This is a genomic window from Isoptericola sp. NPDC019571 (genome assembly GCF_044389385.1).
Lineage (GTDB): Bacteria > Actinomycetota > Actinomycetes > Actinomycetales > Cellulomonadaceae > Isoptericola > Isoptericola nanjingensis.
Genome location: NZ_JBIRXZ010000005.1, coordinates 213,308 through 235,661 on the forward strand (window position 1 = coordinate 213,308; position 22,354 = coordinate 235,661).

Here is a 22,354-nt window from a genome sequence, read left to right on the forward strand (position 1 = left end):
ACCCGGCGTGACGGACCTCTTCGAGCACCCCGCCCTCCAGGAGGCGCCTGCGGCACCCTCGCGGCGCCGCTCGGCCGCCGGCCGGAGGGCCGCCGCCAAGCGCAAGCGCCGCCGCAGGCAGCGCACCGCGGTTGTCTTGGTCGTGGTGCTCGCGTTCGTGGGCGCGGGTGCCTACCTGCTCTGGGACCGCATGGACTCGCTCGTCGGCGACCTGCCCTTCATCGGCTCGCAGAACGACGACTACCCGGGACCGGGCGGGGACCCCGTCGACGTCGTCATCCCCGAGGGGGCCACCGGCGGCCAGATGGGCACGGTGCTGCAGGAGGCCGGCGTCGTGGCCAGCGTCGGCGCGTTCACGGACGCGTTCGGCCAGAACCCGGCCGCCGCCGGCATCCAGCCCGGCACCTACCAGCTGCAGGCCGAGATGAAGGCGTCGGACGCCGTCGCCGCGCTGGTGAAGAACGAGAAGCTGCAGACCAACGTGACCATCCCCGAGGGGTACACGGTCGCGCAGGTCGTCGACAAGGTCGGCTCGGTCACGGACATCACGCCGAAGGAGCTCGAGAAGGCGCTGAAGGACCCGGGGTCGTTCGGGCTGCCGAAGCAGGCCGACGGCAACGCCGAGGGCTGGCTGTTCCCGAAGACGTACACCGTCCAGCCGGGCGACGACGCCACGACCCTGCTCACGGCGATGGTGGACCAGACGAAGAAGGAGCTGGAGTCGCTCGGGGTCGAGAAGTCCGACTGGCAGGACGTCCTGAACAAGGCGTCGCTGGTCGAGAAGGAGGCGCCGGACGGGTACCGGGGCGAGGTCGCACGCGTGATCGAGAACCGCCTGGACCGCGACGAGGCGCTGTACCTGGACGCGATCAACTCCTACGGGCTCGGCAAGCCGGCGGACGAGATCACGAAGTCGGAGTTCGCAGACGCGAGCGATCCGTACAACTCCCGCAAGAACACCGGGCTCCCGCCCACGCCGATCGCCAACCCGGGTCGGCCGTCGGTCGAGGCCGTCCTCGACCCGCCCGAGGGCGACTGGAACTGGTACGTGACGGTGAACCTGGACACCGGCGAGACCAAGTTCACGGACAACTACCAAGAGTTCCTCGAGTACCGCGCCGAGTACCAGAAGTGGGCCTCGGAGAACGCCGGCTGACATGACGGTCACCCGACGAGCGGCGGTGCTGGGACACCCCGTCGCGCACTCCCTCTCGCCCGTCCTGCACACCGCCGCGTACGACGCCCTCGGCCTCGAGGGGTGGGAGTACTCCGCGATCGACACGACCGTGGCGGACCTCCCGGCGCTGGTGCGAGGGCTGGACCTCGGCTGGGCCGGACTGAGCGTCACGATGCCGCTCAAGCACGCGGTCATGGACCTCGTGGACCACGTCGACCCGCTCGCCGTGGCCGTGGGCGCCGTCAACACGGTGCTCGTCGGCCCCGCGCAGTGCGGCGTGACGCTCACGGGCACGAACACCGACGTCTACGGCCTGGTCACCGCGCTGCGCGAGGGGTTCGCCGCCCAGGGGCGTTCCGGCGCCGGCGCGCAGAGCGCCGTCGTCCTCGGCGGCGGCGCCACGGCCGCGTCCACGCTGGCTGCGCTGGGCGAGCTCGGCTGCACGACGCCGCGCGTCCTGGTCCGCTCCCTCGGCCGGACGGCGGGCCTGCAGGAGGCGGCGGCGCGCATGGGCGTGTCCCCGCGGTTCGAGGTGCTCGACCCGTCGGCGTCGCTCGGCGCGCTGCGGGACGCCGACGTCGTCGTCTCCACCATGCCCGCCTACGCCGCCGACCCGGTCGCGGCCGCGCTCGCCGCCCACGGCGGCACGCCCGCCGGCGTGCTGCTCGACGTCGTCTACGACCCGCGTCCCACCGCCCTGTCGACCGCCTGGTCGGACGCGGCCGGCACCGTCGTCGGGGGCGAGCGGATGCTGCTGCACCAGGCGGTGGAGCAGGTGCGCCTCATGACCGGGCGCACGGCCCCGGTCGCGGCCATGGACGACGCGCTCGGCCGGGCCCTGACGGCGCCGGCGTCCGCCCGCTGACCACCGGACGGATCGGCGGCGCGAGCGTGGAAGAATCGCAGGCATGCTGCGCTGGATGACGTCGGGGGAGTCGCACGGTCCGTCACTCGTGGGGGTGCTGGAGGGACTGCCCGCCGGCGTCGAGGTGGTGACCGCGGACATCCAGGCCGCGCTCGCCCGCCGGCGGCTCGGCTACGGCCGCGGCGCCCGGATGAAGTTCGAGCAGGACGCGGTGCGCGTCCTCGGCGGCCTGCGCCACGGGATCACGCAGGGCGGCCCGCTGGCCTTCGAGATCGGCAACACCGAGTGGCCCAAGTGGACCGACGTCATGTCGCCGGACCCCGTCGACCGCGAGGCGCTGCTCGTCGACGCCGGCACCGGTGACGAGCGGGAGATCGCGCGCAACCGTCCGCTCACCCGGCCGCGCCCGGGCCACGCCGACCTCGTCGGGATGCGCAAGTACGGGTTCGACGACGCGCGACCGGTGCTCGAGCGGGCGTCGGCGCGCGAGACCGCGACGCGCGTCGCGCTGGGCCTGGTCGCGGCGAAGTTCCTCGAGCAGGCCGTCGGCGTCCGGCTGGTGTCGCACGTCGTGGCGATCGGCCCGGTCGAGGTGCCCGAGGGCACCGACCTGCCCGCGCCCGAGGACGTCGCCGCCCTCGACGCCGACCCGGTGCGCTGCTTCGACGCCACGACGAGCGCGGCGATGGTCGCGGAGATCGACGAGTGCCGCAAGGACGGCGACACGCTGGGCGGCGTCGTCGAGGTGCTCGCCTACGACGTGCCGACCGGCCTCGGCAGCTACGTGCAGGGCGACCGGCGCCTCGACGCCCGGCTGGCGGGCGCGCTCATGGGCATCCAGGCGATCAAGGGCGTGGAGGTCGGCGACGGCTTCCGCACCGCCCGCCGCCGCGGCTCGGCCGCGCACGACGAGATCGAGCGCGGGGACGACGGCCACATCCACCGCCGCTCCAACCGTGCGGGCGGCATCGAGGGCGGCATGTCGAACGGCGAGGTGCTGCGCGTGCGCGCCGCGATGAAGCCGATCTCCACCGTGCCGCGCGCCCTGGCGACGGTCGACGTCGCGACGGGCGAGGCCGTCACCGCCCACCACCAGCGCTCGGACGTGTGCGCGGTGCCGCCCGCCGCCGTCGTCGCGGAGGCGATGGTGGCGCTCGAGCTGGCGCAGGCCGTCGTGGAGAAGTTCGGCGGGGACTCGGTGGCCGAGGTGCGGCGCAACGCCGAGTCGTACCTGGCCTCGATCCCCGAGCTGCTCCGATGAGCGCGGGCGTCCCTCGCGCCGTCCTCATCGGCCCGCCCGGCAGCGGCAAGACGACCGTCGGCCGCCTGCTCGCGCAGCGGCTCGGTGTCGCGTTCCGGGACACGGACGCCGACGTCGAGGACACCGCGGGCAAGCCGGTCGCCGACATCTTCGTGGAGGACGGCGAGCCGCGGTTCCGCGAGCTCGAGCGGGAGGCCGTCACCACGGCCCTGGCCTGCCACCCCGGCGTCCTCGCGCTCGGCGGCGGCGCGATCATGGACGAGCACACCCAGCGGGCGCTCGAGGGCTACGTCGCGGGCGGCGGCACCGTCGTCTTCCTGGACGTCTCCCTCGCGCACGCCGCGCCCCGCGTCGGCTTCAACCAGTCCCGTCCGTTGCTCGTGGGCAACCCGCGGGCGCGGTGGGTCGAGCTGATGCAGGCGCGTCGGCCCACCTACGAGCGCCTCGCCACGGTGCACGTGGTCTCCGACGAGCGTCCCGCGCACGAGGTCGCCGCGCAGGTGCACGCCGGGGTGACGGGCGGCTCGGCACAGCAAGGCGCGGCGCAGCACGACGCGGCCGCGGGCACATCGGCACAGGAGGTCCAGTCATGACGGTCCGCGTGACCGTGCAGGGCAGCACGAACGAAGCCCCGTCCTACGACGTCGTCGTCGGACGACACCTGCTCGGCGAGCTGCCGGGCCTGCTCGGGGACGGGGTGCGGCGGGTGCTGGTCATGCATCCCGCGTCGCTGCAGGCCACCGGCGAGGCCGTGCGCGAGGACCTCGTCGCGCAGGGCTACGAGGCGTTCGCCGTCGAGCTCCCGGACGCCGAGGAGCAGAAGACCGCCCAGGTGGCGGCGTTCTGCTGGCAGGTGCTGGGGCAGGCCGACTTCACGCGCTCGGACGCGATCGTCTCCGTCGGCGGCGGCGCGACGACCGACCTGGCAGGGTTCGTCGCGGCCACGTGGCTGCGGGGGATCAAGGTCGTGCACGTGCCGACCACGCTGCTCGCGATGGTCGACGCCGCCGTGGGCGGCAAGACGGGCATCAACACGGCCGAGGGCAAGAACCTCGTGGGCGCCTTCCACCCGCCCGCCGGGGTGCTGTGCGACCTGGCGGCCCTGGAGACCCTCGACCGCTGGGACCTCGTCGCCGGCATGGCGGAGGTCGTCAAGACGGGCTTCATCGCCGACCCGCGCATCCTCGAGCTCGTCGAGGAGCACGCCGACGAGCTCCGGGAGTGGAAGGGTTCGGACGCCTCGCCCGAGACCTGGGCCGTGCTGACCGAGCTCATCGAACGGTCGGTGCGCGTCAAGGCCCGCGTGGTGGGGGAGGACCTCACGGAGCAGGGGCTGCGGGAGATCCTCAACTACGGGCACACCCTGGGGCACGCGATCGAGCTCACCGAGCGCTACCAGCTGCGGCACGGCGCCGCGGTCGCGGTCGGGATGGTCTTCGCGGCCGAGCTCGCCCGGCTCGGCGGCAAGCTCGACGACGCCGTCGTGGACCGGCACCGGTCGATCCTCGACTCGCTCGGCCTGCCGACCACCTACCGCGGCGACCGCTGGGACAAGCTCCTCGCCGCCATGCAGCGGGACAAGAAGACGCGCGGGAACCTGCTGCGCTTCGTCGTGCTGGACGACGTCGCGAAGCCGACGCGCCTCGAGGGGCCGGACCCGACCCTGCTCGCCGCGGCGTACGCGGAGATCTCGAAGGAGCCGCCGGCCGGCCGGCCCGGCGTGACGGTCCAGCTCGGGCTCTAGCGGTAGCCGGCCGTCCCGCCGGCCGTGCGCGCGGACTCGCGGTCGGCGTCCCACGCGCGCACCACGTCCCGGCATGCCGGGAGGTCGTCGTCCGCGACGAGCAGCACGAGGTTGCCGTCGTGGTCGCTGTACAGGGTCCGGACCACGACGCCCGCCTCCGCGAGGCGGCGCGCGAACGCGCCCATCTGCCCGGGGACGTCCTGGGCGAGGCGGGTGGTGACGACGTCGCGGGCGACCGCGGGCCCGAGGCCCGCCGCCACCAGCGCGGTGACCGCGCGGGGCCCGTCGTCGACGAGGAAGTGGGCGACGCGGCCGCCGTCGAGGCCGGTCACGCCGCCGCCCTCCAGGCTGACGCCGGCGCGCCCGAGCGTCTCGCCCAGGTCGGCCAGGGCGCCGGGCGTGCCGGGCAGGCGGACCTCGAGGTCCTGCGGGGCGGGGGCATCAGAGGCGGTCATGCGGCGACCGTAGACCCGGGACGTTTCGGCGTCCGCCGAGGCGTCGTCGCCGTATCGTCGGGGTCATGGGTGGTGACGGGCGGGACCGGGACTTCACCGACGTCGGGCGGGCGCTGTCCGCGCCGGCGCGGTCGGCGATGGTCGGGCTCCTCATGGACGGCACGGCACGCCCCGCCGGGGAGCTGGCGAGGGCGGCGGGCGTGGGCGCCCCCGCTGCGTCGGAGCACCTGGCGGTGCTCGTCGCCGCCGGGCTGGTGACCGGCCGCGCCCGCGGCAGGCACCGGTACTACGCCCTCGCGGGACCCGACGTGGCCGACGCCCTGGAGGCGCTCGGCGCGCTGGCGCGCCCTCTGCCCGTGGCGGGGCTGCGGCGCAGCCGGGAGGCCGACCGGCTGGCGGCGGCCCGGTTCTGCTACGACCACCTCGCGGGCCGGCTCGGCGTGGGGCTGGCCGAGGCGTGCGTCGCGCGGGGGTGGCTGGACGATCCCGACGTCCTCGCCCTCACGGACGCGGGCGCCGACGGGCTGCGCGGTCTCGGCGTGGACGTGGACGGCGCGGCCGCCGCCCGCCGCCCGACGACGCGGGCCTGCCTGGACTGGACCGAGCGCCGCGTGCACCTGGCCGGTGCGCTCGGCGCCGCCGTCGGCGCCCGCTTCCTCGACGCCGGATGGGTGGCGCGGACGAGCGGGCGGGGGCTGCGGCTGACGTCTGACGGGCGGGACGTGGTGCGCGAGACGTGGGGCGTCGAGCTGGTGCCGCCGTCCGGCGGTGGCGCGGGCCCTGAGCGGGCCTGACCGGCGGGACGCTCAGGCCCACAGGCCGCGCGCGACGAGCACGTCGCGCAGCAGGTCGGCGCGGTCGGTGACGATGCCGTCGACGCCGAGGTCGAGGAGGCGGCCCATCTCCCCGGGGGTGTTGATCGTCCACACGTGCACCTGCCGCCCGGCGCGGTGGGCGGCGGCGACGGTCCTCGCGTCGACCACGGGCACGCGGCCCTCGGAGACGGGGACCTGCAGGGCGTCCACGTCGCGCAGGGCGCGGCGGGCGAGTGCGTCCACCCGGAGACGGGCGCCGGCGAGGAAGCCCGCCACCTCGCGGCGGCCGGCCGACGTCGCGACCGGGCGGGTCAGGCGGGCGAGGGTCGCGCGGCGGCGCCCGACGTCGAACGACGTGACGCAGACCCGGTCGTGCGCGCCCGTGCGCTCGATCGCCGCGGCCGTGGGCTCGACCCCGGAGTCCTCCTTGACGTCGACGTTCACGCGCAGGTCGGGCCAGGTGCCGAGCACCTCGTCGAGGCGGGGCACGGGCTCGCTGCCGCCGATGCGCGCGTGCCGCACGACCGACCACGGCAGGTCGGCCACGCGGCCGGTGGCGTCGGTGGTGCGGTCGAGGGAGGCGTCGTGCAGGGCGACGGCGACGCCGTCGGAGGTGCCGTGCGCGTCGGTCTCGACGTACCGGAAGCCCAGGTCGACCGCGGCGGCGAACGCGGCGAGGGAGTTCTCCAGGTTCTCCCGGCCGTGCGAGAAGCCGCGGTGCGCCAGAGCGAGGACGGGCAGCGGTGCGCCGTCGGCGCCTCGAGGGTCGAGGTACGGGTGCGCGGGGGTCGGTCTCACGGCTGCTCCTGGTCCTCGTGCGTGTCGACGGTCGTGCCGTCGGTGACGGCGCGAGGCGGCTCGACGCCCGGGGGACGGACGTCCGGCAGACGGGCGTCGAGCCACGCCAGGACGCCGTCGAGGTAGGCCCGGCGGGGGGCGTCGGCGGACAGGGAGAGGTCGTGCACGCCGCCGGGCACGACCAGCGGCGCCGTGTCGGGCCCGACCCGGGGCCTCAGGGCCGCGATCCGCCCGACGTCGAGCACGGTGTCCTGCGCGTCGAGGCGCGGGTTGTCGGGCCGGTCGGGGCCGGAGGAGTCGCTGCGCGCGACCAGGACCGGCCCGGGGACGGCGAGGCCGCGGGCCAGGCGGGCCTGCGCCCGCGTGACCGTGCGGAGCCAGCCCGCGCGCGCCGGGAGCCCCTCGGGGCGCTTGAGCGTGGTGTCGAAGTCCCACCGGCCGCCGCGGGAGGCGTGCTGGGACGCGGCGTACACCGACGGGTTCGCACTGACGACGGCCAGCGGGCGACGCCGCCCCAGCACCTCGAGCACCGCGGAGCGGCCCGCGTCCGCGAGGCGCGAGCCGCTGAGGGAGAAGAAGGGCGAGTTCAGCACCAGGAGGTCGGGCCCGTGCGCCGGGTCGTGCCGGACGGCGTGCGCCCACAGCGCCGCGCTCAGGCCGCCCGTCGAGTGCGCGTGCACCACGAGCGGCAGCCCGGGCTCGATCTCCCGGACGGCGTGCGCCGCGGCGGACAGGTCGGCGCCCGCCTCGCGCAGGCTCGCGACGTAGTGCGGGGGCAGCGGGTCGCCGGCCCCCGGGCCGGCGGCGAGGTCGGTGTCGGAGTCGCTGTCGAGCAGGGAGCGCCCCGCGCGGCGCAGGTCGACGGCGTGGAACGCCAGGCCGCCGTCGACGAACGCCCGCGCGAGGTGCGCCTGGAAGAAGTGGTCGTTGTACCCGTGCACGTGCAGCACGACGGCGCGGGGACGCTCCGGTCGGTCGACGGCCCGCACCAGGGTGGCGGGGCCGAGCGGCCGCTCCTCGAAGCCGGGGCCGAGGAGCCGGTCGGGCTGCCACCGCCCGGCGGGACCGGGGTGCCGAGGTGGTCGCGGGGCGGGAGCGTGCACGGCGCGATCGTATCCGCGGGGGCCGGCCGCGGCGCGCCGTCGACCGCGCTGCGACGTGCCCCTCCCGCCAGGGCCCCCGCGTCGGGCAGACTGCGCCTCATGAGCGACCGACCGGCGGTGCCGGAACCCGTACCCGACGCCGTGCCCACCGCCCCGCACGGGTCGCCGCACAGCCCGCCTCACGGCCCGCTGCACGGCGGCGCGGCGGGGTCGGACGTCGCGGAGGCGCCGGTGCCGCGCCGTCAGGTCGTCTCGTGGGCGATGTGGGACTGGGCGACGCAGCCGTTCAACACCGTGATCGTCACGTTCGTCTTCACGGCGCTGTACCTCACGAGCGACGCCTTCCTGACGCCGGAGGTGGCAGCGCTGCCCGCGACCGACCCGGTGCACGAGCGCGCCCAGGCCGGGCTCACCAGCGGGCTGGGCCTCTGGATCACGATCGGCGGGCTGCTCGTGGCGCTCCTCGCGCCCGTGCTGGGGCGGCGCGCCGACGTCGAAGGGCGCCGCAAGGCCTGGGTGGGCGGCGCGACCCTGGTCATGGTCCTGGCCATGGCGGCCCTGTTCGCGGTGCGCGCCGACCCGGCCTGGTTCGTGCTCGGCGCCGCCCTGGTGTCCCTCGGCAGCGTGGCGAGCGAGATCGCCGGCGTGAACTACAACGCGATGCTCGTGCAGGTGTCCACGCGCGCCACCGTGGGGCGGGTGTCCGGCCTCGGGTGGGGGCTGGGGTACCTGGGCGGGATCGTCGCGCTCGTCCTCGTCGTGGTGGCGCAGACCTTCGACTGGTGGGGCATGCCGACCGACGACGGCCTGGCGTACCGGGTCATCGCGCTCGGCTGCGCCCTGTGGGCCGTGGCCTTCGCCTGGCCGCTGTTCCGGTACGTGCCCGAGGCGCCGCCGGCCGAGGACCGGCCACGCGTCGGGTTCTTCGCCGGTTACGTCGTCCTGGTGCGCGACGTGGTCGCCCTGTACCGGCACGAGCGGCCGACCTTCTGGTTCTTGCTCGCGAGCGCCGTCTACCGCGACGGGCTGTCCGCCGTGTTCACGTTCGGCGCCGTCATCGCCGCGGTGTCGTTCCGCTTCAGCGACGACGCGGTGATCGCGTTCGGCATCGCCGCCAACCTGCTCGCCGGCCTCAGCACGATCGTCGCCGGGCGCCTGGACGACCGGTTCGGGCCCCGCGCGGTGATCATCGGCTCGCTCACCGGGCTCGTGGCGTGCGGGCTGCTGGTCGTCGCGCTGCACTCGTTCGGGTCCGTGGTGTTCTGGGTGGCGGGGCTGGCGCTGACCTGCTTCGTCGGCCCCGCGCAGGCCGCGTCCCGCTCCCTGCTGGCCCGCGTGGCGCCCGCCGGGCGCGAGTCCGAGATCTTCGGCCTCTACGCCACGACAGGACGCGCGGTGTCGTTCCTCGCCCCCTCGATGTGGACGCTGCTCATCGCGCTCACCGGCGCCACCATCTGGGGCACCCTGGGCATCGTCGCCGTGATCCTCGTGGGACTGGTGCTCATGCTCAAGGTGACGGTGGGCCGTCGGGAGCCTGCGCGTCCCGACGGCGCCGCCCCGCGGCCCTGATCTCGGCGGCGACCGCCTCCAGGTCGGCCAGCGGGGCCAGGTGCTGCAGCTTCTCCGGGTTGATGACGCCGTCGATCCGGGAAATGCGGCCGCCGGAGAACTGCAGGGCGTACGTGCCGATGACGCCGCCGCCCACCGAGTCGTCGGCGTACGCGATCATGCCCGGGCTGCCGTTGACCACGGTCGCCTCGATGCGCGCCGGCGCGCCCCGCCTGGCGAAGCCCGACAGCAGCCTGGCCACCGCCACGTTGCCCGACACCGGGCGCGACACCGCCAGCCCCACGGGCACGTTGCCGCCGCTGTCGCCGGTGAGCGCGACGTCGTCGGCCAGCAGCTCCACCAGCGCGTCGACGTCGCCCTCCTCGGTCGCCGCGATGAACCGCCGCACCAGCTCCTCCGCGTGCGGGTCGGGCGACCCCGACCGGACGGGACGCGCGTCCGTCGCGGCGTCCTGCCGCGCCGCCACGCGCCTCCGCGCCCGGGACGCGAGCTGCCGCGCCGCCAGCTCCGTCGTCCCGATCACCTGGGCCGACTCCCGGTGGGGATAGCCGAACACGTCGTGCAGCAGGAACGCGGCCCGCTCCGCCGGGGTGAGGGTCTCCAGCAGCACGAGGAACGCCGTGGACAGGTCGTCGGCGAGCTCGGCGTGCGCGGCGGCCTCCCGGCCCGCCGACCCGGCGGCGACGACGTCCCCGACCAGCGGCTCGGGCACCCACTCGCCGACGTACGACTCGCGGCGCACCCGCGCCGAGCGCAGCACGTCCAGCGCGATCCGCGTCGCGACCGTCGTGGTGTACGCGGCCGGGTTCACCACCACCGGGTCCACCATCCCGACCGGGGCCACGCGCAGCATGGCCTCCTGGGCGACGTCCTCCGCCTCGGTGACGCTGCCGAGCATCCGGTACGCGGCGCCGAACGCCACCCGGCGCAGGTCCTCGAGGTCGACGGCACCGTCGGGTGCGCGCCCGGCGCGTCGTCGGGCGGGGGTGTCGGTGCGTGGCATGCTGCCCATCCTTCCGCGGGGCGGGCGATCCACCCCGCACTGCCGACGACGTGGCGTGGCGCGACGTGACAGCGGGCCGCACGATGGACCCGTGGGAGACGTCGAGGACTACCTGGCCACCCTGTCCGGACCGGAGCGCGCCGCCGTCGCGCGCGTCTACGAGCGGGCGCGGGCGCTGGTGCCCGACGTCGAGGAGGGCCGCAGCTACGGCATGCCGGCGCTGCGCTACCGCGGCAGCCCCCTGGTCAGTGCCATGGTGACGCGCACGCACGTGGGCCTCTACCCGTTCAGCCCGGACGTCGTCGCGGCGCTCGCGGGCCACCTGGACGGGTTCGGCACCACCAAGGGCTCGGTCTCGTTCCAGCCCGACTCGCCGCTTCCGGACGACGTCGTCGACCGGCTCGTGCTCGCGCGCCGCGACGAGATCGACGCGCGGGCCGGCTGACCGTCGCCCTCGCCCTCCTCGCCGTCCTTCCTTACGCCGGCGGCACGTTGACGTTGCCACGGAACAGGTTCTGCGGGTCGTACCGGCGCTTGACGTCGCGCAGCCGGTCCCAGGTGGCGCCGGGGTAGGCGGCCTGCGCGACGTCGATCCCGCCGTCGAGGCTGAAGTTCACGTACGCGCCGTCTGCGCCGCGCAGCCGGTCGGCCAGCGCGTCCACCCAGGGCCGGTACCCGGCGGCGCCGGCCGCGTCGCGGGCGACCGCCGCGACGTTGCCCACCAGGCGTGCCCCGCGGTGGGCGTAGGCCGTCGCGTCGGCGGGGACGTCCGCCACCGCGCCGCCGAGCACGCGCAGCTGGGCGGCACGCATCAGCGCGTCGGAGCCCTCCAGCTGCTCCAGGAGGTGGGCCGCGGCGGCCTCGTCCAGCCCGTCGGCGAAGAAGGTGCGCCCGGTCGCGACGAGCGGGCCGCCCTCGGGGCCGCCCTCGAGCAGGCTGGGGTACGGCGCGGCGCGCAGGCCGTCCAGCAGGGCGCCGCCGGCACGGGCGGCGACGTCGCGCAGGGGGGCCAGTGCCGCGTCCGCACGGTCCAGGTCGCCGGACCAGCAGGCGTTGGCCATGACCACGAGGCGCCCGTGCCACTCCGCAGGGATCATCGACATCGGGGGCGCCGGCATGACCATGACCACCATCGTCAGCTCCGGCGGCGCGGCGTCCGCGGCCGCGATCACCCCGGCCACGCTCTCGGGCGTGGCCGGCATGAGGAGCACGCCGCCGACCACCTGGGACACCTCGTGCAGGGCGAACCGGAACCGCGTCACGACGCCGAAGTTGCCCCCGCCGCCGCGCAGCGCCCAGAACAGGTCGGGCTCGCGGTCGGCGTCGGTGCGTACGACCTCGCCGTCGGCGGTCACGACCTCCGCGCCGAGGAGACTGTCGACGGTCATGCCGAGCGAGCGCGACAGCAGCCCGATGCCGCCGCCCAGCGTGATGCCCCCGACACCGACCGTGCCGGTGTCGCCGAACGGGGTCGCGAGGCCGTGCTCGCCGGCGGCGCGCGAGTACGCGCCGGCGGTGATGCCGCCGCCGGCCCAGGCGGAGCGGCCGTCGACGTCGATCTCGACGGCGTCGAGGCCGCGGAGGTCCAGGGTGACGGCGCCGTCCGCGGCGCCCAGCCCGAACACGGAGTGCCCGCCGGACCGGACGGAGACCTCGGCGCCCGCGTCGCGCGCGACGCGCACGGCCCGCGCCACGGCATCGGCGTCGGCGGGCCGGACGACGGCCACCGGGCGCTGCTCGACACCGCCCGGCTCGATGGCCCGGGCGGCGCCGTAGCCGGCGTCGTCGGGGGCGACGACGGGCGAGCCGTCGCCGAGGGCGGCGCGGAGCGCGCCGACGGGTACGGCGGGGGACGTGGGGGGACTCGACGGCTGGGACATCGTGGCTCCTCGTCGGGACGACGGTGCGGGGGAGCGGGCCGAGGTGCCGGCCCGGTTCGTGCGGAAGGGCGCGCGGACGCTCGCCCAGGACGGTGCACTCAGGAGGACCGGGCGGGGATCGCATCCTCATCGGCAGCATCCCGTACACCCGACGGGAAGTCGACGGAATTCGTGACGGAGCGCGCGCCGGCAGCGGGCCGGGTGCGGCCCACCAGGGCGGTCGCCGTGAGCGCGAGCGTCGCCGCGAGGCCGAGACACACCGCGTAGGCGGCCGCGCCGACCCGGTCGTGCAGGGCCCACAGCAGCGCGCCCGTGCCGGTGAGCGCGAGCGCGGAGGCCGTCGCGTCCGCCACCTGGAGCACCGACATGGACACGCCCTGCGCCGAGGACGGCGCGAGCTCGAGGACGAGCAGGTTGAGGGTGGGGAACACCAGCCCCATCCCGAGCCCGCTCAGCACCCACGGCGCGGCCGCGGCGACCACCGGCACGCCCGGGACGACCAGCAGGGCCACGCCCGCGGTCCCCAGCGCGAGGGACGCGCAGCCGACGCGGAGGAAGCCCGCGTGCGACAGGCCGCCGCGCCCGCGCGCCCACGACCCCGCCGACCAGCCGAGCACGTGGAGCGTGAGGACGGCCCCGGCGAGCGCCGGGGCGAGACCCCGCTCGCGGGTGAGCGCGAGCGGCAGCAGCACCTGCGCCCCCACGAACGCGGCGGCCACGAGCGCCCGCACCAGCACGACCGTCCCCAGCCCGCGTGCACCGCGCAGCACCTGTCCCGCGACGTCCCGCCACGGCGTGGTGTCCCCGCCGTCGGCGACCGGTCCGTGAGGGCCGGTCCGGCCGGCCGCGAGCGCCGGCCGCAGGGTCAGCAGGGCGGGCACGGCCAGCACGGGCACGGCGAGGAACACCCACCGCCACCCGAGGTACTGCGTCATCGCCCCGGCGAGCAGCGGTCCCACCACGCCGGGCACCACCCACGCGGCGGCGAACCACGCGAAGACCTTCGGTCGTCGCGCCTCGGGGAACACGCGCGCCACCAGCACGAAGATCGCGACCCCCTCGATGCCGCTGCCCGCGCCCTGCACGGTGCGGCCGGCCAGGAGCACGGGCATGCTCGGCGCCAGCCCCGCGACGAGCAGCCCCACGAGGAACAGCGAGATCCCGGCCAGCAGCGGCGGTGTCGGACCTCGCCGGTCCGTCCACCGGCCCGCGACGAGCATCCCCACCACGCCCGCGGCGGAGCCCGTCGCGAACGCGAGTGTGTACAGGCGCAGGCCGTCCAGCTCGGCGGCCACCGTCGGCATCGCCGTCGAGACCGCCAGGGACTCGAACGCCCCCAGCGCGACGTACGCCACCATGCCGATCAGCACCGTGCGCTGCGCCCGCTCGGCCAGCAGCCCGCCGCGCGACCCGTCCGCCGCACCCCCGGCCGACGCGCCGGTCACCCGAGCACCACCTTGCCGACCGTGCGGCGCTCCTCGAGCTCCCGGTGGGCCCGCGCGGCCTCCGCGAACGCCACCCGGTGGGTGAGCACGCGCCACTCGCGCGACGCGGCCCGCTCCAGGGCCCGCCGCTGGTAGTCGCGGAGGTCGCCGAACGCGGGCGCGCCCGGGCCGACGACGGCGCGCACCTCGACCGGATGCCCGTCCGGCGTGACGGCGCTCGCGGTCACGGGGTTCGGGCTCCCGGAGGCCCAGCCCTGCACGACGAGCCGCCCGCCCGGGCCGAGCAGCGCGGCGGCGTCGGCGCCGAGGTCCCCGCCGACGCCGTCGATCAGCAGCGTCGCGGCGGGCGCCCGCAGGCGCCCGAGCGCGGCACGCGCGTCCTGCGGCCAGGACGGCGCCGCGACGTCGACGGCGGCGAGCGACTGCCCGGCGTCGGGCGCGAGGCCGCGCACGGCCCGGACCTTGCGCGGGCCCCCGGCCAGCGCGAGCACCCGGGCGCCCGCGGCGAGGGCCGACTGCACGAACAGCGAGCCGAGCCCGCCGGCCGCGGCGGTGATCACCACGACGTCGTCCGGCCCGGGCCGCGCGACCTCCAGCGTCATGAGCGCCATCCGGCCGGTGCCGATCATCGCGACGGCGTCGGCGAGGTCGAGACGGTCGGGGAGGCGGTGGAGGGTGTCGACGGGCGCGACGGCGAGACGGGCGTACCCGCCGCCGTCGGGCGTGGCGCCCAGGTGGGCGGCGACGCGGGCCCCGAGCCAGCCGTCCCCGACGCCCGGGCCGACGGCGACCACCGTGCCGGCGACCTCGCGTCCGGGGATCGCGGGGAGGCGCGGCGCGGGCAGGGGGCCGGTGGCCTCGCCCCGGCGGAGGGTGGTGTCCAGCAGGTGCACGCCGTGCACGCGGGCGGCGACGAGCACCTGGCCTGGACCGGGCACGGGGTCGGGGACCTGCTCGAGGACGAGGGTCTCGGGCGGGCCGTAGGTGTGGTGGCGGATGGCGTCCATGCCGTCATGCTGTGACCTGAACTATGGTTGAGGTCAAGGGTCGGGAGGCCGCTGCGCGGGAAGGGACACGGATCGTGCCGGAGCACGCGACCGAGAGGGTCCCGTGGGACCACGTCGAGCTGACCGTCGGGGAGGTGGCCGCGCGCAGCGGCGTCGCCGTCTCCGCGCTGCACTTCTACGAGCGGCGCGGGCTGATCGCCAGCCGTCGCACGTCGGGCAACCAGCGGCGCTACCGGCGTGACGTCCTGCGGCGGGTCTCGTTCATCCGGGTCTCCCAGCGGGTCGGCATCCCGTTGGCGCGCATCGCCGAGGCGCTGGAGACCCTGCCCGCCGACCGCGCGCCGAACGTCCGCGACTGGGAGCGCCTGTCCAGGGCCTGGCGCACCGACCTCGACGCGCGGATCGCGCAGCTCGAGCGACTGCGCGACGACCTCACCGACTGCATCGGGTGCGGCTGCCTGTCCCTGAGCCGGTGCGTGCTCGCCAACCCGCACGACGCCCTCGGGGACGACGGCCCCGGCCCACGCCGGCTGCTCGTCGACGACCCGGAGTGAGCGGACCGGAGCGACGCCAGGGTCCGAGGGCGGTGCCCTTCCGGTGGTGCCGCGACCGCGGACGGCCGGGACGGGGGCGCTGGTGCCGCCGTACCCTCGGGCCATGACTCACGTCCTCGTCCTCAACGGTCCCAACCTCGGTCGGCTCGGCGTGCGCGAGCCCGAGATCTACGGCCACGCGTCCATGGCCGACCTCGAGCGGGAGGCCGCCGTCTGGGGGAGCGAGCTGGGCGTCACCGTCGACGTGCGCCAGACCGACGACGAGTCCGAGCTCGTGGGCTGGCTGCACGAGGCCGTGGACGCCAGCGCGCACGTGGTGCTCAACCCTGCGGCGTTCACCCACTACAGCTACGCGCTGCGCGACGCCGCGGCCCAGGTGACGACCTCCGGGCTCCTGCTCGTCGAGGTGCACCTGTCGAACCCCGCCTCGCGCGAGTCGTTCCGGCACTACTCGGTGGTGGCCGGCATCGCGACGGGGACGGTCGCGGGCTTCGGCTTCGACTCCTACCGGCTCGCGCTGAGCGCCCTGGCTCGCAAGCTTCAGCCCTGAAGTTCGTCCTCTCCAGGTTCAAGGGTTGACAGGAGTCAAGCCCAGAGTCTTGATACGTATCGCACAAGCGCTTAGCCTTGAGTGATGATCGTCGTGACGGCGGACCAGCGGGGCAGCACCCGGGGGCACGACCGCGTGCCCGAGGCGCTCGCGATCGTCGGCTCGCGAGCGGCCGGGAGGTCCGGCGTCGTGCTGCCGTTCGACCGGACGGTCGGGGACGAGCTGCAGGGCGTGCTGGCCGCGGACGACGACGGCGCCGCGCTGGCCGTCGACCTGGTCCTCGACCTCGTGCGCGACGGCGGCTGGTCCGTGGGGATCGGGCTGGGTGCCGTCGACCGACCGCTGCCCGCGGCGTCGCGGGAGGCGTCCGGGCCGGCGTTCGTGCGGGCACGGGCGGCCGTCGACCGGGCGAAGCGGCGCGGGCGGGGCAGCGTGCCCCTGGCCGTGGTGGGACCGGACGAGGAGCCGCGCGCGACCGTCTCCGCGGACGCGCAGGCGCTCCTGCACCTGCTCGGGGCCGTCGTCGCGCGCCGTTCCGCGGCGGGATGGGAGGCCGTCGACACGCTCGTCGCGCAGCGAGGCCCGGCGCCGCAGCGGGCCTCGGCGGCGGCGCTGGGGGTCAGCGAGCAGGCGGTGAGCCAGCGGTTGCGTGCCGCGCTGTGGGCCGAGGACGCGGCCTCCCGGCCGCTGGCGGCGCGCCTGCTGCGTGCGGCGGGCGCCGACCGGGACGATGTCACCGACGACGAACCGGACGACGAACCGGACGACGAACCGGACGACGAGGCAGGAGAGGGGCACGCGCGGTGAGCTTCGGAGCGGTCGCGGCGGACGTCGCGGTGTGGGTCGTGGGCCTGGCCGCGAGCGTGGGCGGCGGTGCCTGGCTCGTGCCCTGGGTGCTCCGGCACTCCGAGCGCGAGCCCCAGGCGGCGGCGGAGGCGGTCGCCGTGCTGCGCGGCGGCACCTGGATCGGCCTGCTCGAGCGGCTGTGCGTCACGGGCTCGCTGCTCGCCGGCTACCCGGAGGGCGTGGCCGTGGTCGTCGCGGTCAAGGGGCTCGGCCGGTTCCCTGAGCTGCGCGAGCACCCGGTCGCGAGCGAGCGGTTCGTCGTGGGCACGCTGGCGTCGCTCGCCTGGTCGGCCGCCCTCGGTGTCGCGGGGCACGTGCTGCTGGTCGCGCTGTAGAATGTTCCGGGCCCTCTGCGGCCCGGCACGTCGACTCTCGCAGACATCCGCTGTCATCCGCTCCGTACCCGACCCCGAGGACGAACAAGAAACGTGGCTACCTCCAACGACATCAAGAACGGCACCGTGCTCCGCATCGACGGTCAGCTCTGGACGATCATCGAGTTCCAGCACGTCAAGCCGGGCAAGGGTGGCGCGTTCGTCCGCACCAAGATGAAGAACGTCGTGTCCGGCAAGACGGTCGACAAGACCTTCAACGCGGGCACCAAGATCGAGACCGCGAACGTGGACCGCCGCGACTTCCAGTACCTGTACATGGACGGCGCCGACTACGTGTTCATGGACACCGACACGTACGACCAGATCACCGTGCCCGGCGCCACCGTCGGCGACGCGAGCAACTACATGCTCGAGGGCATGAACATCATGGTCGCGTCCAACGACGGCACGCCGCTGTACGTCGAGCTCCCGTCGTCCGTGGTCCTCGAGATCACCTACACGGAGCCGGGCCTGCAGGGCGACCGCTCCACCGGCGGCACCAAGCCGGCCACGCTCGAGACGGGCGCGGAGATCCAGGTCCCGCTGTTCCTCGAGCAGGGCACCAAGGTCAAGGTCGACACGCGTGACGGGTCGTACCTGGGCCGCGTGAACGACTGACGGGCGCCTGCTGACATGGGTGCACGCACCAAGGCGCGCAAGCGCGCCGTCGACATCCTCTTCGAGGCGGAGCAGCGCGGGATCGACCCGCAGGTGCTCGTCGCGGACCGGGTGATCGAGCCGCACACCGAGGCCGCCGTGCCGCAGTACACCGTCGACCTCGTCGAGGGCGTCGCCGCCCACCGCGAGCGCATCGACGAGCTGCTGGCCACCTACTCCCAGGGGTGGACGGTGGAGCGGATGCCCGCGGTCGACCGCGCGCTGCTGCGGATCGGCACCTGGGAGCTGCTGTACAACGACGACGTCCCCGACGCCGTCGCGGTGGACGAGGCGGTCGACCTCGCCGGGCAGCTCTCGACGGACGACTCGCCGTCGTTCGTCAACGGCCTGCTGGGCCGGCTCGTCGACATCAAGCCGACGCTGCTCATCTGACGCCGGCCCGTCGCCGAACAGGCGGTGGCGCACGCATTCGGGCCTGGATGCGTGCGCCGCCGCCTGTGGTGCGTTCCGGCGCCAGGCGTGCCGGTCGTGTGACGTACGCCGCGCCCGCATCGTGGGCACGCTCACGGGCGGTGCGGGGGCGACGGGATAGGGTGGAGGGCGTCAGAACGACACCCCGGGACAGCCTCCCGAGGGGCAGGAGAACCGACACCCTTTAACACCGTCCCGTGAGGCGGAGAAGGAGGTCGCCAGTGACTGCTGGCACCGGCATGCCCGGAACACCCGATCCGCGCGACGTCCCCGAAGGGACCGTCGTGCTCGGCGCGAGCGACGTCGCCCGCGCCCTCACCCGCATCGCGCACGAGATCGTCGAGCGCGCCAAGGGAGCCCAGGACGTCGTCCTGCTCGGCATCCCGACCCGCGGGGTCACCCTCGCCGCCCGCCTCGCGCAGCGGCTCGCGAGCATCGACCCCGCCTTCGACCCGGAGCGCGACCTCGGCGAGCTGGACGTCACGATGTACCGCGACGACCTGCGCCGGCAGCCCACCCGCGCGGTCGGCGTCACGCGGCTGCCCGCCGCGGGGATCGAGGGCAAGACCGTCGTCCTCGTCGACGACGTCCTCTTCTCCGGCCGCACGATCCGCGCCGCGCTCGACGCCATCGGCGACCTCGGCCGCCCGCAGGCCGTGCGTCTCGCCTGCCTGGTGGACCGCGGGCACCGCGAGCTGCCGATCCGACCCGACTTCGTGGGCAAGAACCTCCCGACCGCCCAGACGGAGCGGGTGCGCGTGCTGCTCGCGGAGGTGGACGGCTCCGACGCCGTGGTGATCAGCGGGCGCGAGCCCGGCGCCGCGGCCCCGGGAGAGGGGGACCAGCGATGAGGCACCTGCTCTCCACCGCCGACCTGGCCAAGGACGAGGCGATCGAGCTCCTCGACACCGCCGCGCAGATGGCCGCGACGCAGTCCCGCGAGATCAAGAAGCTGCCGACGCTGCGCGGCCGCACCGTGGTGAACCTCTTCTTCGAGGACTCCACCCGCACCCGCATCTCGTTCGAGACGGCCGCCAAGAGGCTGTCCGCGGACGTCATCAACTTCTCGGCCAAGGGGTCGAGCGTCTCCAAGGGCGAGTCCCTCAAGGACACCGCGCTCACCCTGCACGCGATGGGCGCCGACGCCGTGGTGGTCCGCCACTGGGCCTCGGGCGCCCCGTACCAGCTCGCGCACGCGGGCTGGCTCGACGCGGCCGTGCTCAACGCCGGCGACGGCACGCACATGCACCCCACGCAGGCGCTGCTCGACGCCTACACGATCCGCCGGCACCTCGGCGGTCACGGCGGCGGGCTGCGCCGAGGGGGCGACGACGGCGTCGGCGCCGACCTGGCGGGCGTGAAGGTCGCGATCGTGGGCGACGTCCTCCACTCGCGCGTCGCCCGGGCCAACGTGTGGCTGCTGCGCACGCTGGGCGCCGAGGTGACGCTCGTGTCGCCGCCCACGCTGCTGCCGGTCGGGGTCGAGTCCTGGCCGTGCCGCACGTCCTACGACCTGGACGCCACGCTCGCCGACTGGCAGCCCGACGCCGTGATGATGCTCCGCGTGCAGCGCGAGCGGATGTCCGGGGGAGCGGGGGCGTTCTTCCCGAGCCCGCTGGAGTACACCCGCTACTTCGGCCTCGACGGCCGCCGCCTGGCGCTGCTGCCCGCGCACTCGATCGTCATGCACCCTGGCCCGATGAACCGCGGGCTGGAGATCTCCGCCGAGGCGGCCGACTCCGACCGCGCCGTCATCGTGGAGCAGGTCGCGAACGGCGTCGCCGTGCGCATGGCCTCGCTCTACCTGCTGCTGTCCGGCACCGCCTCGTCGGCCGCGGTGCCCGCCTCCCTGCCCGCCCCTGTCTCGAGCACCACCGAAGGGACCGCCCTGTGACGACCACGACCTATGTGCTGCGCGGGGCCCGTCCCCTCGGCGGCGAGCCCGCCGACGTCGTCCTCGCGGACGGCGTGATCACCCAGGTCGCCGCCCCGGGTGCCGTGGACGTGCCCGCCGGCGACGACGTCGTCGAGATCGCGGCCGACGGGCACGTGCTCCTGCCTGGGCTGGTCGACCTGCACACCCACCTGCGCGAGCCGGGCCGCGAGGACGCCGAGACGGTCGCGTCCGGCACCCGCGCGGCCGCGGTGGGCGGCTTCACCGCCGTGCACGCCATGGCCAACACGTCGCCCGTCGCCGACACCGCCGGCGTCGTCGAGCAGGTGTGGCGCCTGGGTCAGGAGGCCGGCTGGGTCGACGTGCACCCGGTCGGGGCCGTCACCGTGGGCCTGGGGGGCGAGCGTCTCGCCGAGCTCGGCGCGATGGCGGACTCCGCGGCTCGCGTCCGGGTCTTCTCCGACGACGGCAAGTGCGTGCACGACCCGATCCTCATGCGCCGCGCGCTGGAGTACGTCAAGGCGTTCGACGGCGTCGTCGCGCAGCACGCGCAGGAGCCGCGCCTCACCGAGGGCGCCCAGATGAACGAGGGCGTCGTGTCGGCCGAGATCGGCCTGGCCGGATGGCCGGCGGTCGCCGAGGAGGCGATCATCGCCCGCGACGTGCTGCTCGCCGAGCACGTCGGCTCGCGCCTCCACGTCTGCCACCTGTCGACCGCCGGCTCGGTCGAGATCGTCCGCTGGGCCAAGGGCCGCGGCATCGACGTCACCGCCGAGGTGACGCCGCACCACCTGATCCTCACGGACGAGCTCGCCCGCACGTACGACCCCACGTACAAGGTGAACCCGCCGCTGCGCACCGCCGAGGACGTCGAAGCCGTGCGCCAGGGCCTGGCCGACGGCACGATCGACATCGTCGCCACGGACCACGCCCCGCACACCCGCGAGAACAAGGACTGCGAGTGGGGCGCCGCCGCGTTCGGCATGACCGGGCTGGAGACGGCCCTGGCGGTCGTGCAGCAGACCATGGTCGACACCGGCCGGCTCAGCTGGGCCGACGTCGCGCGCGTCCTGTCGACCAACCCCGCCCGGATCGGCCGGGTCGCGGACCACGGCCGGCCGGTCGAGGTCGGGGAGCCCGCCAACCTCACGCTGGTCGACCCGGCTGCCTCGCGGACGGTCGACGGCGCCGCCCAGGCCACCGCGAGCGGCAACACGCCCTTCGCCGGCCGCGAGCTGCCCGGCCGCGTGGTGGCGACGTTCCTGCGCGGCCGCGCGACCGTGCTCGACGGCGCGCCCGTCGAGCCCGCCGCCGCGCCGGCAGCCCAGCGGGGAGGCGCACGATGAACCTCCCCATGCCCGTCGCGGTCGGGATCTGGGTCGTCATCGGCGTCCTGCTCCTGCTCGTGATCCTCACCGGCCGGCGCCGGCTCGCCGCCCGCACCCGGGACACCGTCCCCGTGCCTCCTGCCGTCCCCGAGGACCTCGGTGCGCTGCGCCTCGGCCCGCTCGACGCCACGTACGTCTCCTCGACCCTGGCGGGGGACTGGCTGGCGCGGGTCGGCGCCCACCACCTCGGCGACCGCTCCACCGCACACGTGTCCGTGCACGACGCCGGCGTCCTGGTCGAGCGAGACGGTGCCCCCGACGTGTTCGCGCCCGTGGCCGCCCTGCGCGGCGTCGGGCTGGCCCCCGGCATGGCCGGCAAGTACGTCGGCGCCGACGGCCTGGTCGTCGTGACCTGGGAGGACCCGGAGCGCGACGGCGTGCCGGCGGTCGCCCTCGACACCGGCCTGCGCACCCGCCTCGCGCCCGACCGCTCCCGCCTGGTCGACGCCGTGCGCCACCTCATGACCTCCGCCCCCGCACCGAAGGACGAGCAGTGACCTCCAGCTCCCTGACCAGCTCCGCGTCGAGCGGCCCCGT

25 protein-coding genes are annotated in these 22,354 nt (G+C 75.6%); 18 read left to right on the top strand and 7 right to left on the bottom strand.

Annotation, left to right across the window (positions count from 1 at the left end; all coding sequences use genetic code 11):
• The first annotated feature begins 7 nt into the window (after window positions 1–7).
• Genes mltG through aroB form a run of 5 tightly spaced genes read left to right on the top strand, consistent with a single transcriptional unit; the run spans window position 8 to window position 5,047 of the window.
• A complete protein-coding gene (mltG, locus tag ACH443_RS11200) occupies window positions 8–1,156 on the top strand; it encodes an endolytic transglycosylase MltG (protein WP_429763596.1) in 1,149 nt (382 codons plus the stop codon).
• 1 nt (window position 1,157) lies between these two features.
• Window positions 1,158–2,042 carry a shikimate dehydrogenase gene (locus ACH443_RS11205; RefSeq protein ID WP_430590334.1) on the top strand — a complete coding sequence of 295 codons (885 nt, stop codon included), beginning with the start codon at window positions 1,158–1,160 and terminating at the stop codon, window positions 2,040–2,042.
• Window positions 2,043–2,085: 43 nt separating this feature from the next.
• Entirely contained in the window at window positions 2,086–3,303 is a 1,218-nt protein-coding gene (gene aroC / locus ACH443_RS11210) for a chorismate synthase (RefSeq protein WP_430590335.1), read from the top strand.
• Complete coding sequence (locus ACH443_RS11215) at window positions 3,300–3,896, top strand: shikimate kinase (RefSeq protein ID WP_430556766.1); 597 nt, start codon at window positions 3,300–3,302, stop codon at window positions 3,894–3,896. The genes aroC and ACH443_RS11215 overlap by 4 nt, the downstream gene beginning before the upstream one ends.
• Window positions 3,893–5,047, top strand: coding sequence for a 3-dehydroquinate synthase (gene aroB / locus ACH443_RS11220; protein ID WP_429763592.1), 1,155 nt, complete (start codon window positions 3,893–3,895; stop codon window positions 5,045–5,047). Before ACH443_RS11215 ends, aroB begins: the two co-directional genes overlap by 4 nt.
• Here the strand turns inward: aroB and ACH443_RS11225 are convergent.
• Complete coding sequence (locus ACH443_RS11225) at window positions 5,044–5,502, bottom strand: hypothetical protein (RefSeq protein ID WP_430590336.1); 459 nt, start codon at window positions 5,500–5,502, stop codon at window positions 5,044–5,046. The two genes, aroB and ACH443_RS11225, sit on opposite strands and share 4 nt — an antisense overlap.
• Before the next feature lie 65 nt (window positions 5,503–5,567).
• Between ACH443_RS11225 and ACH443_RS11230 the strand changes: the two genes are divergently transcribed.
• Window positions 5,568–6,296 carry an ArsR/SmtB family transcription factor gene (locus tag ACH443_RS11230; RefSeq protein ID WP_430590337.1) on the top strand — a complete coding sequence of 243 codons (729 nt, stop codon included), beginning with the start codon at window positions 5,568–5,570 and terminating at the stop codon, window positions 6,294–6,296.
• A 12-nt stretch (window positions 6,297–6,308) separates the two neighbouring features.
• Here ACH443_RS11230 and ACH443_RS11235 read toward each other — a convergent pair whose 3' ends face one another.
• Both ACH443_RS11235 and ACH443_RS11240 read right to left on the bottom strand, forming a co-directional pair.
• Complete coding sequence (locus tag ACH443_RS11235) at window positions 6,309–7,115, bottom strand: glycerophosphodiester phosphodiesterase (protein WP_429763587.1); 807 nt, start codon at window positions 7,113–7,115, stop codon at window positions 6,309–6,311.
• Window positions 7,112–8,218 carry an alpha/beta hydrolase gene (locus ACH443_RS11240; protein WP_430590338.1) on the bottom strand — a complete coding sequence of 369 codons (1,107 nt, stop codon included), beginning with the start codon at window positions 8,216–8,218 and terminating at the stop codon, window positions 7,112–7,114. Before ACH443_RS11240 ends, ACH443_RS11235 begins: the two co-directional genes overlap by 4 nt.
• A 99-nt stretch (window positions 8,219–8,317) precedes the next feature.
• Between ACH443_RS11240 and ACH443_RS11245 the strand changes: the two genes are divergently transcribed.
• A complete protein-coding gene (locus tag ACH443_RS11245; protein ID WP_430590339.1) occupies window positions 8,318–9,787 on the top strand; it encodes an MFS transporter in 1,470 nt (489 codons plus the stop codon).
• Here the strand turns inward: ACH443_RS11245 and sigJ are convergent.
• A complete protein-coding gene (gene sigJ, locus ACH443_RS11250) occupies window positions 9,726–10,790 on the bottom strand; it encodes an RNA polymerase sigma factor SigJ (protein WP_430590340.1) in 1,065 nt (354 codons plus the stop codon). The genes ACH443_RS11245 and sigJ overlap by 62 nt on opposite strands.
• Window positions 10,791–10,881: 91 nt before the next feature.
• Here sigJ and ACH443_RS11255 point away from each other — a divergent pair, with 91 nt between their 5' ends.
• Window positions 10,882–11,235 carry an iron chaperone gene (locus ACH443_RS11255; RefSeq protein ID WP_430590341.1) on the top strand — a complete coding sequence of 118 codons (354 nt, stop codon included), beginning with the start codon at window positions 10,882–10,884 and terminating at the stop codon, window positions 11,233–11,235.
• A gap of 31 nt (window positions 11,236–11,266) precedes the next feature.
• Here ACH443_RS11255 and ACH443_RS11260 read toward each other — a convergent pair whose 3' ends face one another.
• The 3 genes from ACH443_RS11260 to ACH443_RS11270 form a co-directional block, all read right to left on the bottom strand.
• A complete protein-coding gene (locus ACH443_RS11260; protein ID WP_430590342.1) occupies window positions 11,267–12,670 on the bottom strand; it encodes an FAD-binding oxidoreductase in 1,404 nt (467 codons plus the stop codon).
• Between the two features lie 98 nt (window positions 12,671–12,768).
• Complete coding sequence (locus ACH443_RS11265; RefSeq protein ID WP_430590343.1) at window positions 12,769–14,115, bottom strand: MFS transporter; 1,347 nt, start codon at window positions 14,113–14,115, stop codon at window positions 12,769–12,771.
• Window positions 14,112–15,122: an alcohol dehydrogenase catalytic domain-containing protein gene (locus tag ACH443_RS11270; RefSeq protein ID WP_430590344.1), complete on the bottom strand. Its 1,011-nt coding sequence runs from the start codon at window positions 15,120–15,122 to the stop codon at window positions 14,112–14,114. The genes ACH443_RS11265 and ACH443_RS11270 overlap by 4 nt, the downstream gene beginning before the upstream one ends.
• Window positions 15,123–15,196: 74 nt before the next feature.
• Between ACH443_RS11270 and soxR the strand changes: the two genes are divergently transcribed.
• The 10 genes from soxR (at window position 15,197) to ACH443_RS11320 (ending at window position 22,314) form a co-directional block, all read left to right on the top strand.
• Window positions 15,197–15,676, top strand: coding sequence for a redox-sensitive transcriptional activator SoxR (soxR, locus tag ACH443_RS11275; RefSeq protein WP_429763571.1), 480 nt, complete (start codon window positions 15,197–15,199; stop codon window positions 15,674–15,676).
• Window positions 15,677–15,779: 103 nt separating this feature from the next.
• Window positions 15,780–16,226, top strand: a complete 447-nt coding sequence (locus ACH443_RS11280) for a type II 3-dehydroquinate dehydratase (protein ID WP_430590345.1) — start codon at window positions 15,780–15,782, stop codon at window positions 16,224–16,226.
• 84 nt (window positions 16,227–16,310) lie between these two features.
• A complete protein-coding gene (locus ACH443_RS11285; protein WP_430590346.1) occupies window positions 16,311–17,033 on the top strand; it encodes a hypothetical protein in 723 nt (240 codons plus the stop codon).
• Window positions 17,030–17,407: a hypothetical protein gene (locus tag ACH443_RS11290; RefSeq protein WP_430590347.1), complete on the top strand. Its 378-nt coding sequence runs from the start codon at window positions 17,030–17,032 to the stop codon at window positions 17,405–17,407. The genes ACH443_RS11285 and ACH443_RS11290 overlap by 4 nt, the downstream gene beginning before the upstream one ends.
• 93 nt (window positions 17,408–17,500) lie before the next feature.
• A complete protein-coding gene (gene efp, locus ACH443_RS11295; protein ID WP_429763563.1) occupies window positions 17,501–18,064 on the top strand; it encodes an elongation factor P in 564 nt (187 codons plus the stop codon).
• Window positions 18,065–18,079: 15 nt separating this feature from the next.
• On the top strand, window positions 18,080–18,496 hold the full coding sequence (gene nusB / locus ACH443_RS11300) for a transcription antitermination factor NusB (RefSeq protein WP_429763561.1): 417 nt from the start codon (window positions 18,080–18,082) through the stop codon (window positions 18,494–18,496).
• Between the two features lie 278 nt (window positions 18,497–18,774).
• The gene (gene pyrR / locus ACH443_RS11305; protein WP_429763795.1) at window positions 18,775–19,386 is read left to right on the top strand and encodes a bifunctional pyr operon transcriptional regulator/uracil phosphoribosyltransferase PyrR; all 612 of its coding nucleotides are present in this window, start codon (window positions 18,775–18,777) and stop codon (window positions 19,384–19,386) included.
• Window positions 19,383–20,429, top strand: coding sequence for an aspartate carbamoyltransferase catalytic subunit (locus ACH443_RS11310; protein WP_429763559.1), 1,047 nt, complete (start codon window positions 19,383–19,385; stop codon window positions 20,427–20,429). The genes pyrR and ACH443_RS11310 overlap by 4 nt, the downstream gene beginning before the upstream one ends.
• Entirely contained in the window at window positions 20,426–21,775 is a 1,350-nt protein-coding gene (locus tag ACH443_RS11315; protein WP_430590348.1) for a dihydroorotase, read from the top strand. The genes ACH443_RS11310 and ACH443_RS11315 overlap by 4 nt, the downstream gene beginning before the upstream one ends.
• Entirely contained in the window at window positions 21,772–22,314 is a 543-nt protein-coding gene (locus ACH443_RS11320) for a hypothetical protein (protein WP_430545476.1), read from the top strand. The genes ACH443_RS11315 and ACH443_RS11320 overlap by 4 nt, the downstream gene beginning before the upstream one ends.
• Window positions 22,315–22,354 lie beyond the last annotated feature (40 nt).

Excerpts from the sequence above, each read along its gene's own strand:
- aroB (WP_429763592.1), top strand. The coding sequence starts at position 3,893 with ATGACGGTCCGCGTGACCGTGCAGGGCAGCACGAACGAAGCCCCGTCC.
- ACH443_RS11230 (WP_430590337.1), top strand. The coding sequence starts at position 5,568 with ATGGGTGGTGACGGGCGGGACCGGGACTTCACCGACGTCGGGCGGGCG.
- ACH443_RS11260 (WP_430590342.1), bottom strand. The coding sequence starts at position 12,670 with ATGTCCCAGCCGTCGAGTCCCCCCACGTCCCCCGCCGTACCCGTCGGC.
- ACH443_RS11320 (WP_430545476.1), top strand. The coding sequence starts at position 21,772 with ATGAACCTCCCCATGCCCGTCGCGGTCGGGATCTGGGTCGTCATCGGC.
- ACH443_RS11245 (WP_430590339.1), top strand. The coding sequence starts at position 8,318 with ATGAGCGACCGACCGGCGGTGCCGGAACCCGTACCCGACGCCGTGCCC.
- ACH443_RS11225 (WP_430590336.1), bottom strand. The coding sequence starts at position 5,502 with ATGACCGCCTCTGATGCCCCCGCCCCGCAGGACCTCGAGGTCCGCCTG.
- ACH443_RS11205 (WP_430590334.1), top strand. The coding sequence starts at position 1,158 with ATGACGGTCACCCGACGAGCGGCGGTGCTGGGACACCCCGTCGCGCAC.
- sigJ (WP_430590340.1), bottom strand. The coding sequence starts at position 10,790 with ATGCCACGCACCGACACCCCCGCCCGACGACGCGCCGGGCGCGCACCC.
- pyrR (WP_429763795.1), top strand. The coding sequence starts at position 18,775 with ATGCCCGGAACACCCGATCCGCGCGACGTCCCCGAAGGGACCGTCGTG.
- ACH443_RS11270 (WP_430590344.1), bottom strand. The coding sequence starts at position 15,122 with ATGGACGCCATCCGCCACCACACCTACGGCCCGCCCGAGACCCTCGTC.
- ACH443_RS11310 (WP_429763559.1), top strand. The coding sequence starts at position 19,383 with ATGAGGCACCTGCTCTCCACCGCCGACCTGGCCAAGGACGAGGCGATC.
- ACH443_RS11280 (WP_430590345.1), top strand. The coding sequence starts at position 15,780 with ATGACTCACGTCCTCGTCCTCAACGGTCCCAACCTCGGTCGGCTCGGC.
- ACH443_RS11215 (WP_430556766.1), top strand. The coding sequence starts at position 3,300 with ATGAGCGCGGGCGTCCCTCGCGCCGTCCTCATCGGCCCGCCCGGCAGC.
- ACH443_RS11285 (WP_430590346.1), top strand. The coding sequence starts at position 16,311 with ATGATCGTCGTGACGGCGGACCAGCGGGGCAGCACCCGGGGGCACGAC.
- nusB (WP_429763561.1), top strand. The coding sequence starts at position 18,080 with ATGGGTGCACGCACCAAGGCGCGCAAGCGCGCCGTCGACATCCTCTTC.
- aroC (WP_430590335.1), top strand. The coding sequence starts at position 2,086 with ATGCTGCGCTGGATGACGTCGGGGGAGTCGCACGGTCCGTCACTCGTG.